Genomic DNA, 14,159 nt, shown 5'->3' with positions numbered 1-14,159 from the left:
AATTTCCTCCAATCGGGTAGATTAACCGTAAATGCGGTTTTTCATGAAGAAAGGATGGATTGGATGGTCAACTTGGAAACGGGGCGGCGAAGACTGCGTTATGCAGGCACGGCCGGCATGCTGTCGGCAGCGCTTCTCCTGCAGGGCTGTCTCTCCCCCGAGAAGGATGCAAAGGGAGAGGATAACAATATCAATACCGTTGCGGATACAGAGTCGGCAGAAGGAAACGGAAAGGGCAGTGATGCACCGGAAACGGCGCTTGAGCTGCAGGATGGCATCGTCGGCGCAGTCGATGAAGCGTCCGCCGCTGTTGTCGGCGTGACCAACCTCCAGACTGCCGGTAACTACTGGACCGGCTCCGAAGAGACTGTTCCGGCAGGTGTCGGCTCGGGCGTAATCTATAAGCAGGAAGAGGGAAAAGCGTACGTCGTCACGAACAACCATGTCGTTGAGGGCGCTTCACAAATCGAAATCACGTTGGAGGACGGCACAAAAGTTCCCGCCAAGCTGCTTGGCGCGGATATTTGGACTGACCTGGCCGTTGTCGAAATGGATGATGCCGATGTGCAGGATGTCATTGAGTTCGGGGATTCTGATGAGTTGAAACGGGGACAGACCGCAATCGCCATCGGCAACCCGCTCGGTCTCGGTTTTTCGGGTTCGGTTACAGTCGGCGTCATATCAGGAAAGGAGCGGTCCATACCGGTCGACCTGAACGGGGATCAGTCTATTGACTGGAACGCAGAAGTCCTCCAGACCGATGCTGCCATCAACCCGGGCAACTCGGGAGGCGCACTTGTCGACCTGAACGGCAGGCTGATCGGGATCAACTCGATGAAAATCGCCGAAGCTTCGGTCGAGGGGATCGGCCTGGCCATTCCGATCAATTCCGCTGTGCCGATCATCGAAGACCTGGAGGAACACGGGGAAGTCCGCCGTCCGCAAATGGGGGTGACTCTGTTTGACCTGATCGATATTCCGGCAGTTTATCAGCAGGAGGAACTGAACCTTCCGAAAGAGGTCACGGAAGGCGTGGTTGTGGATCAGGTGATGCAGGGATCCCCGGCACAGAAAGCCGGACTTCGCCAGTATGACGTCATCATTGCAATGGACGGGGAACCGATTGCGAATTTGATCGACTTGCGGAAGTACTTGTATAATGAGGTGAAACAGGGCGATACGGTAACGCTCGAGGTGTATCGGGCCGGTGAATCCATGAAGACCGAGATTAAATTCTAGCAAGTTGCAACTAAATAACTGAAATTTTGGTCTAGTATTACAAATATAACTATCCACAAGGGGCAGCACGGTAAGATTTAAACCGGCTGCCTGTGTTTTTGGAAAGAATAATTGCAATTGTCCACTAATGTGGATAACTATTTGCAAATGTTTATAACTTTCTGTAGTGGAAAAGGAGGTATTTGATTGGAAATCGTCAAGAAAAAAGCGTGCGGAACCCATATATACCGGGCTTTAGACGAAGTTACTGCCGAGACAGCTGCGTTTCCGAACATGGAAGCCATCAACAATAACGAGGAGTTATCCACACCTTGTGACTATTGCCAACAGGCTGCAATATATGTGGTATCGAACATACACTCGCCCACCATATCTTGATTTAGGCTGTGGATATGTGCATAATTCCTGTGAACAACCGATTTGATAAAGGTGGACAAGCTGTGAATATTACAATTGTTACAGTCGGAAAACTCAAAGAAAAGTATCTGAAAATGGGCATTGAGGAATATGAAAAACGGCTTCGGCCCTATGCGAAAATGCAACTGACCGAAGTACCTGACGAAAAAGCCCCCGAGCAGTTGAGTGATGCGGAGATGGAAATGGTGAAGAAAAAAGAGGGAGACCGGATTTTGTCGAAGATTCCCTCCGATGCCCACGTGATCGCACTCGCCATCGACGGTAGGCAGCGGTCATCAGAAGAGCTTGCGGGGAACCTGGAATCACTGATGACCTACGGCAAGAGCAAGGTCGTATTTGTCATCGGCGGGTCACTTGGCCTGCATGCCGATGTCCTGAATAGAGCGGACGAAAAACTCAGCTTTTCCAAGATGACCTTCCCCCACCAGCTGATGAAACTGGTATTGATGGAGCAGGTCTACAGGGCGTTCCGGATTATGAAGAATGAGCCATACCATAAATAAGTGCAGTTTCATGTAAATAAACCCAAAGACGTAAACATTGATTACTAATAATAACCCTGTTATATTTAGTTTGAATTAAAGATAATTAAAAAGGTGGAGAGATCATGAAAGGTTGGCAATTCACTAAAACACATGAACCACTTCAACTCGTAGAGCAAGAAGATCCGAAGGCGGCTCCAGGACGTGTAGTAATTGATACGAAGGCAGTAGGTTTATGCCATTCTGATGTTGGGTCTCTGGAGGATGAGGGCTGGATGACATTGATGGATGCACCGGTCATTATGGGCCATGAAAATGCCGGCGTCATTTCTGAAGTAGGCGAAGGTGTTACTGATTTTAAGGTCGGGGATCGTGTAGCTATATGCCCAACCGGACCATCCAGAACAGCTCCAGGATATGCTTATGACGGTGGTTTCGGGACCAAAATTCATGCGCCTGCAGAAGATCTGGTCCGTGTTCCGGATGAGCTTTCCATGGAAATGGCCGCATCAGCGACGGATGCGGGTATGACTTCATACTCCGCTTTGTTTAATGTGGGACAAGCAAAACCAGGCATGAACATTGCCCTGATCGGTATTGGCGGACTCGGTCAATTCGCACTGCAGGCGGCTGTAGCAAAAGGAATCAAGAATATCTATGCAGCCGATGTGAGTGAGAAGGCGCGTGAATTGGCCAAGGAAATCGGGGCAGCAGAAGTGGTATCCGATATTAAAGATCTGGCAGACAAAGACCTGGACCTGATTGTGGATTACGCAGGGTTTGGAGTCACCACTTCTGATGCATTGGAAGTTGTGAAACCAGGCGGAACGGTTGTATTGGTAGGCATGGGGAAACTGGAAACGACAATCAATACGACTTCATTTATCACAGGCGCCAAGAGATTACTGGCGAATGTGGGCGGGACACCTCAGGATATCGCTGATATCTATGAACTGATGGCAGCGGGCAAACTGAATCCAAAACTAACGAAGATTAAATTCAAAGACATCCCTGAAGGCATTGAAAAACTAAAAGCCGGAGAAGTACAAGGCCGTCTGGTAGCCGTGTATGAGGGAGACGAATAAATAACACAAGTCTCATGAATAAATGTAAAGGGACGGAAATAAATGACCACCTGGAAGCTGAATGGACAGCTTCCAGGTGGTTTTATCGTTTGCACGCTAAATAGATGGATCAAACGTATTTTTCTCGATACTCATGGTTCCTTCTTTCGTACTTTTTATGATCGTATCGAAATGTTCACTGTATGGGTGCATAAAGACTTCGTACTGTATACGTCTCTCGTTGTGGGATTGCTTTAGATATTCAAGTTCTGTTCCCCGCTCCTCTATATCTCTTCCAAATCGCCGTTCGAGCTCTGTGCTGCCGTCCGTATAAAAATAAATCAGCAGATCGAATAGTTCGGGGTCAGCGAACGCCACACTCATTCCCTCTACAATCGTTACATTATTTTCTGAAGAGAGTCGCTCAGCTGAAGAATAATGTGTTTCAATTGTCAGCAGATCCAAGCCTTCTCTAATCATGCGGATGTCTCTTTCCAGTGAAGGGATGTGATGTGCTGCGGGATGGCAGGCCGTCATTTTAAAGTGGTGTAACGTTCCCTTGTAAGGGTACTTAATATCTGAGTGTTTCCTGATGCTTGAACTGACGATATAGGGATCTGTATTCAAGTAATTCGCCTCTAACTTTAGGGCATCCATCAGCTGTTGAGCAAAAGTGGTTTTACCGGCAGCTCCATGACCCGAAATACCGATGATCAACTGCTTATCGGAGTTGCGGATCCAGCCTGTGAGGTTCTGAATTAAACGGTCCATCATTCACTCTCTTTTCAATGATTCATTCCAGACAATCATACCAGAAATTAGCTGCAGCCAGACTAAATGACCTTTCATAGGCTACACTTAAGGCAGATAAAAAAAGGATGTGACCAGATGAGATACAGCAAAACCGTCATGACCAAGCTGATCAACCAGCACCGAGATTTGCATGATGAACTAAAGAAGATCAAATCCGAAATGGGCCTGGAGAAAAACTTGGCCATCAAAGCGCTGTATCATTCAACCGTAGCGGATGACGGTCCTTATATGAAGGAATATCAAGCATTGGATCGCCAGCACGGTGAGTAACAGCAGACGACCAAAAGAAATGATCATCGGATCTGTCCCATTGACTGGACAAGGATTCGATGATCATTTTACGTTCTATGGCCATTACCATTCTTTCGGCTCGTAGTTTAACTCTCTAAATAATGCGGTCCGTTCTTTTTTCGACAGGTCCCTCCATTGTCCGGGAGGAAGGTTGCCCAGATGGATATTCATGATCCGGATTCTCTGCAGCCGGTAAACCTGATATCCCAACGCCTCGCACATGCGGCGGATCTGACGGTTCAGCCCCTGTGTCAGAATGATCTTGAAATCGTATTTTGATAATTGCTCTGTCTTGCAGGGAAGTGTTTTTGTTCCCAATATCTTGACGCCCTCTTCCATGTTCTTCAGGAATTCAGGGTTGATCGGTTTATCCACTGAAACGATGTATTCTTTTTCATGCCTGTTTTCGGAACGCAGGATTTCATTGACGATATCGCCGTCATTCGTAAGAAGGATCAGGCCTTCAGAATCTTTATCAAGGCGCCCGATGTTAAATACTCTCAAGGGATGATTGACCAGGTCGACAATATTCCCTTTTACGCTTTTTTCTGTCGTGCTCGTAATGCCTACAGGTTTGTTCAAGGCAAGATAGACATTGTTTCTTGCGACCCGGACGGGGTTTCCGTCCACCCGGACATCATCTCCGGGTTCGACTTGAGTGCCGATCGAGACACGTTTGCCGTTGATCGTCACGCGCCCTTCTTCAATGAGCCTATCGGCACCGCGCCTGGATGTCTTTCCGGATTCACTGATGTATTTATTAATACGCATGTCTGCACATCCCTTATCAGAGGATTGTTTGGTTTGATGCTTACTATACGTTGTTTTATGGGTGAATCACAAATTTTGATTACAGAGCCGTCCTGAGAGCCGGCTCGAAAGTGGACCAGTTCAAATACAGATCATCATTTGAGTACCTGCCTTCATGATTAAATATGTATTAAAAATGGGTTTCGGTAAAGGATAAATACGAATCAGGAAGGAGGAGTCCATATATGAGTGTGCTTTCACGGATTGCGCTGGCGCTTTTGATTATTGGTGGGATAAACTGGGGATTGATCGGTTTTTTCCGGTTTGATTTAGTTGCAACTCTATTTGGCGGTCAAGATGCATTCTTGTCCAGGGTGGTTTATGGTCTTGTCGGAATCAGTGCCCTAGTCTGTATCGGTCTGTTGTTTAAACCGAGCGAGGAGATTGACACCGTGGCTGACAGTGACCGACCCTCAAGAATTTCCAACCAGGATCTGCGCACAGAATTCGGTGAGGAGCCCGATTTCAGTAAAGAGCGGGATGCTGAGGAAAAAGGGACGAACCGTAACATTGATGGATTGTAATAATAAACACTGCTTGGCACCGCTCAGAATTTATACTGCTCCAGCGTTAGAACGAATTCATAGGCTTTCATCCGTATCATGCGGATGAAAGCCTTTTCTAGTCTGTGCCGCTGAATGCTCTTTTACGCATGGTGTTCCTTGTTCGGTCCGCGAGGCCTGATTGAAGATGCAAAAAAGGTATAATTGTACTGTGTGCAATCGGAAGTAAATAGGAAAGTCAATTATCGAACTATGTTATAATAAAGATTAAGAATTAACATAACTGTGTTCCCGGCCGGTGCCTGTTGGTCACCGGGGCAGGAGCTCTGTTTTATTATTATAAATCCAGGGGATAAGGAAGGTTGTCATGAGCAGCATGCAAAAGCAGACAGATGTGATTTTGATTGGTGCCGGTATCATGAGCGCGACTTTGGGATCCTTGCTGAAAGAGCTCTCGCCGGACATGAAGATCAAGGTGTTTGAGAAACTGGATAAACCGGGGGAAGAAAGCTCCAACGAATGGAACAACGCGGGCACAGGCCACTCTGCGCTGTGCGAGCTGAACTATACGCCCCAGAAAGAAGACGGCACGGTCGAAACAAAGAAAGCGATCCGTGTAAACGAACAGTTCCAGCTTTCCCGTCAGTTCTGGGCCCACCTGGTCAAGAATAATCTGATCCAGGATCCTGAGAAGTTCATCATGCCGCTTCCGCATATCAGCTTTGTGGAAGGCGAGGACAATGTTTCGTTCCTGAAAAAACGTTTCGAAGCACTTTCCGGCAATCCGCTGTTCAAGGGGATGGAGTTCAGCGACTCTCCGGAGACGCTGAAGGAATGGATCCCACTGATGATGGAAGGCCGCAATGCCGACGAGCCGATCGCAGCCACGAAAATCGACTCCGGCACGGACGTCAACTTTGGTGAGCTGACGCGTGTCCTCATTGACCACCTGCAGCGCCAGGATGTATCGGTCGATTACCGCCACAGTGTCGAGGACATCCGGCGCTCCGGCGACAAGTGGGAAGTGAAGGTCCGCGACCTCGACGGCAATAAGCTGGAGTACCATACGGCGAAGTTCGTCTTTATCGGAGCGGGCGGCGGCAGCCTGCACCTGCTCCAAAAAACAGGCATTCCGGAATCCAAGCAGATCGGCGGCTTCCCGGTCAGCGGGCTGTTCCTCGTCTGCAACAACCCGGAAGTCATCGAGCAGCACCGTTCGAAAGTATACGGCAAAGCGAAGGTCGGCGCGCCGCCAATGTCAGTGCCCCACCTCGACACCCGTTATATCGACGGCAAGCGTTCCCTCCTCTTCGGGCCTTACGCCGGCTTCTCGCCGAAGTTCCTGAAGACGGGTTCGTATCTGGACCTGATCAAGTCCGTGAAGCCGAATAACCTGCTGACGATGCTGTCCGCAGGCGCTAAGGAAATGAAACTGACGAAATACCTGATTGAGCAGCTGATGCTGAACCAGGAACAGCGCGTTGACGTGCTGCGTGAGTTCATCCCTAATGCGAAAAGCGAGGACTGGGATGTCGTCATCGCAGGTCAGCGCGTCCAGGTCATCAAAGACACCGAGCAGGGCGGCAAAGGTACGCTCCAGTTCGGCACAGAAGTCGTAACGGCCCAGGACGGTTCGGTTGCGGCGCTGCTTGGAGCATCTCCGGGTGCGTCCACGGCAGTCCACGTCATGCTTGAGATTCTCGAGAAATGCTTCCCAGAGCAGTACGGCGATTGGGAGCCAAAGATCAAGGAGATGGTTCCATCCTATGGCATTTCACTCTCCGAGAATCCTGAACTCTTCGAGAAGATCCACTCCGAGACTGCAGAAGTGCTCGGCCTGAACGAAAGTGAAAAAGAGCCTGTCCATAACTGATATATAAAACAGAGCGCATCCCGCATGGGACGGCGCTCTGTTTTGTTTGTTATTTAAATGCAGGGATCTTTTTAAGTGCGATACAGACCGGGATGGCGACAATCAGGCCGACTACGTTCTGCGTGATATTGCCCGGAATTGAGGCCGCCGGAATGATCCAGTTGCTGAAGAGTACTGCTTCGCATAGATAGTAGCCTGCCAGCATGAATGGCAGCGAGACAATGGCCGCAATCGTATTGAAGACCGGGCTCTTTCCTTCCCGGCCGCCGGACCAGGCGATTTTCCCGACGATATAGCCCTGCAGGCTACGAGTCAGAAGGGAGAACGGCGCCCACAATGTCCAGCCGGACACCAGATCGAAGAGCGCCATGCCGAAACCGCCAGCCATGGCGCCCTTTTTTGGTCCGAACATGATGGAGGAAATGAAGAGCATGGCGGTACCCAGATGCACCAGGCCGCCGTTTGCTGTAATCGGCAGTTTGATATTGAGCAACAGTGTCGCCATGAAAACGAGCGCAATCAGCATCCCGGTGATGATCATATCGTAGGTTTTGTTTCGTGTGACGGAAACCGGATGTGTTTTCTGCAAGATGACCCCTTCTTTTCTGAAAGATATGACTTATCATACCTGATTGCTGGCTTATGAAAAGGTTCAATTTTAACCGAACTGAAGGGGTCAGATTAGCTTAAACTATCGCGTATCGTGACCGGACCGTCAATATTCAGAGGTAAAGGAATGGAACACTCCTAAAACGGCATCAGTCTTTTTATGAGTACAGCTTCTAATAATTAAGAGGTTGTATCCGTCTAATATACCTAAATATAATTTTCTTTCTATATGACTTTCTCTCTATGATGCTGATTTGCTGCCGATTCTTATTTCCTGATTTGCAAGACTGTATTTTAATACGATTGGCTAGATGTGCTCATTCACCATCCTTCTTATGTACGGCGCCATTACCAGCAGAATTCCTGGGATATCGTCCTTCCGTCTTCCCGGTGCTCTGTTAACTTTGTAAATTCCCCTCATCTCCACATTAACAATCCCTTTACATTCTATTCATTTGCCCTCAATAACACGTTGGTAAAGTAGGGACTGTAAACAAAACGACTACGACTAACAGGGGGAACAATTACATGAAAAGCTGGAAACACTATCTCGGACTCACTGTCGTCTCATCGGCTCTGCTGCTTGGCGCATGCGGAAGCGACACAGAAGAAGATGCAGCAACAGACGAAGCAACTGAAGAACAGGCAGCTGAAAGCGACACGGCAAGCGAATCTGCAGATAAGTCTTCTGAAGCAGCAGTTGAAGGCCAAGTTTCCGGCGATGGCTCGAGTACAGTCGCGCCGGTCATGGAAGCCCTCGTCGAAGAATATGCAGCAACAGGCACTGACGTCCAGGTAACGGTCGGCGTATCCGGAACAGGCGGCGGATTCGAGAAATTCATCGCAGGCGAGACTGACTTCTCGAACGCATCCCGTGAGATCAAAGACGAAGAAAAGCAGAAGCTTGAAGAAGCTGGCGTCGACTACACCGAGTTCCTTCTGGCTTACGATGGCCTGACAGTAGTTGTTAACCCGGAAAACGACTGGGCAACAGAGCTGACAGTCGAAGACCTGAAGAAGATCTGGGTCGAAGACGGCACAACCAAGAAATGGTCCGATATCAATCCGGAATGGCCTGAAGAAGAAATTGTCTTCTACTCTCCGGGCACAGACTCCGGCACATATGACTACTTTAACGAAGTCATCCTTGAAGAAGAAGACATGGTTCAGAACGCAACACTCTCTGAAGACGACAACGTCCTCGTACAAGGCGTACAAGGTGACAAGAACGCCATCGGCTTCTTCGGCTTCTCGTACTACGTAGCCAACCAGGACTCCATCACAGCTGTCGCAATCGACGGTGTTGAGCCGACACATGATACGATCGAAGCCGGTGAATATTCGCCGCTGTCCCGTCCGCTCTACACTTACGTCAGCAACGAGTCGCTCCAGAACGACGCAGCAACTTACGACTTCTTTGAATTCGCGCTTAACAATGCAGGTGAGATGGCTGAAGCTGTAGGCTATGTCAGCCTCCCACAGGAAGATACCGACGAACAGATTGCCAAGCTTGAAGAATTCAAAAACTGATTTTAATCTCTAATCTCTTTGCAGAGTAAATGAGCGGCATTCCGCTGCTCATTTCTTTCTGCTTTTCAAATAAATGGAGGTAAATGATGGTAAATCCGACTACCCGGGAACGGGCATCCGTACAGGAACTGATCGCCAAAGCGGGAAACAACAAAAGAAAAAAAATCATCGAGAAAATCATCCCGGTCATCCTCTTTCTGATTGCTGGCGTCTCTGTGCTGACAACTGTAGGCATTGTTGCCACGCTGATCTTTGAGACGGTGACGTTCTTCAGACAAGTGCCGATCCTGTCGTTCATCTTCGGAACAGAATGGCTGCCGTTTTCCAATAAGGAACCGAAATTTGGCATCCTGCCGCTGATTGTCGGTACGCTCAAGATCACACTGATTGCTGTGGTTGTGGCAGTTCCGATCGGCCTGGCAGCTGCGATCTATCTGAGCGAATATGCAACGGACAACGCGCGCCGGATCATCAAGCCGGTCCTTGAGGTATTGGCGGGCGTCCCGACGATCGTCTATGGATTCTTCGCTCTGACATTCGTGACGCCGGTCCTGCAGACAATCATTCCGGACCTGAAGATTTTCAATGCCCTCAGTCCCGGGATCGTGGTCGGTTTTATGATCATTCCGATGATCGCTTCACTTTCCGAAGACGCCATGAGTGCAGTCCCGAATGCCATGCGGGAAGGGGCCCTTGCGATGGGCGCGACGAAATTTGAAGTCGCGATGAAAGTAGTCCTTCCGGCGGCCCTTTCCGGAATCCTCGCATCGGTTGTTCTGGCTACATCGCGTGCGATCGGAGAGACGATGATCGTGTCACTCGCAGGCGGTTCGACCCCGCGCTTCGATGCGGATTTCACCGGCTCCATCCAGACGATGACTGCTTATATCGTGCAGGTCTCCACGGGTGACGCAGGGTACGGCACGCCGATCTACTATTCGATCTATGCTGTCGGTTTCACACTGTTCCTCTTCACACTCCTGATGAACTTCCTGGCCAGCCGCATCACGAAACGATTCAGGGAGGCGTATTAAGATGAGAATCACTGAACAGCAACCCGGCGTCAACAAACGCTTTATTGATCCGGCGTCCGTGTCCAAGCGGATGGACGGCCGGAAAATTACCAATAGCGTTTTCAAAACTTTGTTCTTCATGGCGACACTTGTGGCGCTGCTCGTGCTCGGCATCCTGTTCTACAGGATCCTGTCGCAGGGCATCGGCTTCCTGTCTGCCGACTTCTTCCAGAACTTTGCATCGCGCTTCCCGGAGAAGGCAGGCATCAAGGCTGCCCTCGTCGGATCGCTCTGGCTCATGGCGGTCGTCGCACCGGTTTCGATGTTCCACGGAATCGGCACGGCGATCTACCTGGAGGAATACGCCAAGAAAAATCGGGTCAATGACTTTATCCGCATGAACATCTCGAATCTGGCAGGCGTCCCGTCCGTCGTCTTCGGTCTTCTCGGCCTGACGATCTTCGTACGGGCGCTGGCTCTCGGAAACAGCATCCTGGCCGCCGGATTCACGATGAGCCTGCTCATCCTTCCGGTCATCATTGTTGCCGCCCAGGAAGCGATCCGTGCCGTGCCCCAGCATGTGCGTGAAGCGTCCTACGGGATGGGCGCGACCAAATGGCAGACCATTGTCCGTGTCGTTCTTCCAAGTGCGATCCCGGGCATCCTGACAGGCAGCATCCTCGCCCTATCCCGGGCGGTCGGAGAGACCGCGCCGCTCATCGTCATCGGTGTGCCGGTCATCATCCAATTCCTGCCGTCGGGTGTCATGGATACCTTCACGGCACTGCCGATGCAGATCTACGACTGGGCGAAACGGCCGCAGGCAGACTTCCAGAAAGTTGCCTCCGCGGGCATCATTGTTCTCATGGCGTTCCTGCTTTTGATGAATTCGATTGCTGTCCTGATCCGGAATAAATTCCAGAAGCGATACTGAGAACTGGGAGGAAAAAAGGAATGGTACAACTTATGAACCGAACCGATAAAGAGACCCAAGCAGCCGTGAGCCCGGTGGAAGCACCAATCCGGGAAACGGCAAAGCCGGTCGTTTATGATACAAAGCAGCTGAACCTCTGGTATGGCAGCCACCACGCTCTGAAGAACATCGACCTGCCGATCCGCGAAAACGAAGTCACGGCAATCATCGGTCCTTCGGGCTGCGGGAAGTCCACCTACATCAAAACGCTCAACCGCATGGTGGAACTTGTCGACGGCGTCCGGACATCCGGCGAAATCCTCTATCGTGGCCGCAACATCTTCGACGCCAAGTATTCTGTAGAGGAACTCCGCACAAGGGTCGGCATGGTGTTCCAGAAGCCGAACCCGTTCCCGAAATCAATCTACGACAACATCGCTTATGGCCCGCGCATTCACGGCATCAAGAACAAGAAGATTCTTGATGAGATTGTTGAGCAGAGCCTTCGCGGCGCGGCAATCTGGGATGAGGTCAAGGACCGTCTGAGCACGAATGCCTACTCGCTCTCGGGTGGTCAGCAGCAACGGATCTGCATCGCCCGCGCACTGGCGATCGAGCCGGACGTCATCCTGATGGACGAACCGACATCCGCCCTCGACCCGATTTCCACGCTTAAAGTCGAGGAACTCGTACAGGAACTCAAAGAAAACTACTCGATCATCATTGTCACGCACAACATGCAGCAAGCCGCGCGGATATCGGACAAAACGGCGTTCTTCCTGAACGGGGAAGTCATTGAGTTCGATGACACGAATAAGATTTTCCAAAACCCGGCCGACCAGCGGACCGAAGATTACATCTCCGGCCGGTTCGGCTAAGAAGGGGGACACGAGGTTGAGGAATATGGGAAATGTACGCAAAACGTTTGAATCGGAACTGGAAGAACTGAAGGGTAAGCTTCTCCGGATGGTGGATCTCGCGGAGCGCCAGCTCGGGGATTCGATGGACGCACTGAAAACGCAAAACCTGACACTGGCAAAAGCGGTCAAACAGAAAGACGCCGAGATCAACGCGCTGGATGAGGAGATCAACCAGAAAGTGATCCAGCTGATCACACAGCAGCAGCCAGTTGCGACCGACCTCCGTAAAATCATTGTCGCGCTCAAAATCTCGACCGACGTTGAACGTATTGGCGACCTCGCGGTGAACATCGCGAAAAGTACGCTCCACATCGGAGAAGAACCGCTCATCAAACCGATCGTTGACATCCCGAAAATGGCGGATGCCGTGGGAGTCATGCTCAGGAAGGCGTTTGACGCCTATGACCTGGAGGACATCGACCTTGCATTCGAGCTTGCCAAAGAAGATGATGCGATCGACGAGGCATACGGCCGGATGATCCAGGAACTCATGGGCTACATGCACCGGAACCCGGACTATGTCAACCAGATCACCCAGCTGGCCTTTATCAGCCGCCATCTCGAACGGGTCGGCGACCACGTCACGAACATGGCCGAGAATATCATTTTCATGGTCAAGGGGAAAACACTGAATCTGAATGAATGATTAAAAGAGGCTCCGGCGAGGGGCCTCTTTTTCCTATGTTCAATCAGGTGTACAATATAGTCAGAACATTAAGAAGGTGAAGCTGTGATCATCGAGATGGAAAACGTCTCCCGCAAGCGGGAGGGGAAATGGATACTGAAAGACATCAATTGGAAGGTCGAAAAAGGGGATCACTGGGTGCTGTACGGGCTGAACGGGGCAGGGAAAACATCGCTGCTTGAACTCATCAACGCCTATCTGTTCCCGACAACAGGAACGATCCGTGTGCTCGGGATGGAGTTCGGGAAGACGTACCTTGCGGAGCGGCTGCGCAGAAGGATCGGATTTGTCTCGTCACTGGTCCAGGAAAAGCTTGAGCCGGGGGACAATGCGTATGAGGTCGTCCTGAGCGGCGCGTACGCATCGTTCGGGCTGCATGAGGAGACGACGGAAGAGATCGACCGGAAGGGGGTCGACATCCTCAGGGAACTCGGCTGCCTCGAATATGCCAACCGCCGCTACGACACGCTGTCACAAGGTGAAAAACAGCGGGTGCTGATCGGGCGTGCGCTGATGGCTGATCCGGAACTGCTGATCCTGGATGAACCGACAAACGGGCTCGACTTCCTTGCGCGTGAGGAATTGCTGGAATCGATCGGGCGGATCGCACAAAGGCCGGACGCGCCTACAATCCTTTATGTCACGCACCACATCGAGGAGATCCTGCCGGCCTTCAACAAGACACTACTTCTGAAGGAAGGGCAGGTTTTCGATGCCGGTGCCACGGAAAAACTTGTCACAAGAGAGCGCATGTCCGAATTCTTCGGCATTCCGGTCAATGTCATCTGGGACAATGGGCGCCCGCTTCTCTCAAAAGCCCAGGCGGTCAGGAAGTGACTCAGAAAAAGGGGCTGACCAATAAGTAATTAAATTCTTGTATCTATGGCAAACAGCAGTGGCGTCGAGAGACTCCTCGAAAATGCTTTCGCATTTCCTTCGTGCGAGGCTTGTTCGAGGAGGCTTCCCTGTCCTGCGGGAATAGCGTTAGCCGAAGACC

At 50.7% G+C, this 14,159-nt stretch carries 16 protein-coding genes; 13 read left to right on the top strand and 3 right to left on the bottom strand.

The annotated features are described in order from the left end of the window. The first annotated feature begins 63 nt into the window (after positions 1–63). From DZC51_RS07825 to DZC51_RS07810, 4 genes are all read left to right on the top strand, one after another. Complete coding sequence (locus DZC51_RS07825; RefSeq protein ID WP_157294820.1) at positions 64–1,239, top strand: S1C family serine protease; 1,176 nt, start codon at positions 64–66, stop codon at positions 1,237–1,239. A gap of 186 nt (positions 1,240–1,425) precedes the next feature. Then, positions 1,426–1,617: a CxxH/CxxC protein gene (locus tag DZC51_RS07820; RefSeq protein WP_232524087.1), complete on the top strand. Its 192-nt coding sequence runs from the start codon at positions 1,426–1,428 to the stop codon at positions 1,615–1,617. Between the two features lie 62 nt (positions 1,618–1,679). Next, entirely contained in the window at positions 1,680–2,159 is a 480-nt protein-coding gene (gene rlmH, locus DZC51_RS07815; protein WP_157294819.1) for a 23S rRNA (pseudouridine(1915)-N(3))-methyltransferase RlmH, read from the top strand. A 104-nt stretch (positions 2,160–2,263) separates the two neighbouring features. Continuing rightward, positions 2,264–3,223 carry a zinc-binding dehydrogenase gene (locus DZC51_RS07810; RefSeq protein WP_157294818.1) on the top strand — a complete coding sequence of 320 codons (960 nt, stop codon included), beginning with the start codon at positions 2,264–2,266 and terminating at the stop codon, positions 3,221–3,223. A gap of 96 nt (positions 3,224–3,319) precedes the next feature. On the opposite strand, the gene DZC51_RS07805 is transcribed toward DZC51_RS07810, so the two are convergent. Next, complete coding sequence (locus DZC51_RS07805) at positions 3,320–3,973, bottom strand: uridine kinase family protein (protein WP_157294817.1); 654 nt, start codon at positions 3,971–3,973, stop codon at positions 3,320–3,322. 117 nt (positions 3,974–4,090) lie between these two features. Between DZC51_RS07805 and DZC51_RS07800 the strand changes: the two genes are divergently transcribed. Further along, positions 4,091–4,285 (top strand): hypothetical protein, encoded by a 195-nt coding sequence (locus tag DZC51_RS07800; protein WP_157294816.1) that lies wholly within the window; start codon positions 4,091–4,093, stop codon positions 4,283–4,285. A gap of 84 nt (positions 4,286–4,369) precedes the next feature. Here DZC51_RS07800 and rluF read toward each other — a convergent pair whose 3' ends face one another. Beyond that, positions 4,370–5,077, bottom strand: coding sequence for a 23S rRNA pseudouridine(2604) synthase RluF (gene rluF / locus DZC51_RS07795; protein WP_157294815.1), 708 nt, complete (start codon positions 5,075–5,077; stop codon positions 4,370–4,372). A 224-nt stretch (positions 5,078–5,301) separates the two neighbouring features. On the opposite strand from rluF, the gene DZC51_RS07790 reads away from it, so the two are divergent. Together DZC51_RS07790 and DZC51_RS07785 are read left to right on the top strand one after the other, a co-directional pair. Next, complete coding sequence (locus DZC51_RS07790) at positions 5,302–5,640, top strand: DUF378 domain-containing protein (protein WP_157294814.1); 339 nt, start codon at positions 5,302–5,304, stop codon at positions 5,638–5,640. Positions 5,641–5,986: 346 nt separating this feature from the next. Beyond that, complete coding sequence (locus DZC51_RS07785; protein WP_157294813.1) at positions 5,987–7,492, top strand: malate:quinone oxidoreductase; 1,506 nt, start codon at positions 5,987–5,989, stop codon at positions 7,490–7,492. 49 nt (positions 7,493–7,541) lie between these two features. Here the strand turns inward: DZC51_RS07785 and DZC51_RS07780 are convergent, their stop codons facing one another. Further along, positions 7,542–8,081 carry an ECF transporter S component gene (locus DZC51_RS07780; RefSeq protein ID WP_157294812.1) on the bottom strand — a complete coding sequence of 180 codons (540 nt, stop codon included), beginning with the start codon at positions 8,079–8,081 and terminating at the stop codon, positions 7,542–7,544. A gap of 548 nt (positions 8,082–8,629) precedes the next feature. On the opposite strand from DZC51_RS07780, the gene DZC51_RS07775 reads away from it, so the two are divergent. The 6 genes from DZC51_RS07775 (at position 8,630) to DZC51_RS07750 (ending at position 13,999) form a co-directional block, all read left to right on the top strand. Next, positions 8,630–9,631 (top strand): PstS family phosphate ABC transporter substrate-binding protein, encoded by a 1,002-nt coding sequence (locus tag DZC51_RS07775; RefSeq protein WP_157294811.1) that lies wholly within the window; start codon positions 8,630–8,632, stop codon positions 9,629–9,631. Between the two features lie 86 nt (positions 9,632–9,717). Then, the gene (gene pstC / locus DZC51_RS07770; RefSeq protein WP_157294810.1) at positions 9,718–10,665 is read left to right on the top strand and encodes a phosphate ABC transporter permease subunit PstC; all 948 of its coding nucleotides are present in this window, start codon (positions 9,718–9,720) and stop codon (positions 10,663–10,665) included. 70 nt (positions 10,666–10,735) lie between these two features. Then, positions 10,736–11,578 carry a phosphate ABC transporter permease PstA gene (gene pstA / locus DZC51_RS07765; protein ID WP_370513682.1) on the top strand — a complete coding sequence of 281 codons (843 nt, stop codon included), beginning with the start codon at positions 10,736–10,738 and terminating at the stop codon, positions 11,576–11,578. A 20-nt stretch (positions 11,579–11,598) separates the two neighbouring features. Continuing rightward, positions 11,599–12,435 carry a phosphate ABC transporter ATP-binding protein PstB gene (gene pstB, locus DZC51_RS07760; RefSeq protein WP_370513681.1) on the top strand — a complete coding sequence of 279 codons (837 nt, stop codon included), beginning with the start codon at positions 11,599–11,601 and terminating at the stop codon, positions 12,433–12,435. Positions 12,436–12,460: 25 nt separating this feature from the next. Further along, complete coding sequence (gene phoU / locus DZC51_RS07755) at positions 12,461–13,123, top strand: phosphate signaling complex protein PhoU (RefSeq protein WP_198304081.1); 663 nt, start codon at positions 12,461–12,463, stop codon at positions 13,121–13,123. 84 nt (positions 13,124–13,207) lie between these two features. After that, positions 13,208–13,999 (top strand): ABC transporter ATP-binding protein, encoded by a 792-nt coding sequence (locus tag DZC51_RS07750; RefSeq protein WP_157294807.1) that lies wholly within the window; start codon positions 13,208–13,210, stop codon positions 13,997–13,999. Positions 14,000–14,159 lie beyond the last annotated feature (160 nt).

It is taken from the genome of Bhargavaea sp. CC-171006, assembly GCF_009761675.1.
Classification (GTDB): Bacteria; Bacillota; Bacilli; order Bacillales_A; family Planococcaceae; genus Bhargavaea; species Bhargavaea changchunensis.
This window is presented reverse-complemented; position numbering and strand designations above follow the sequence as displayed.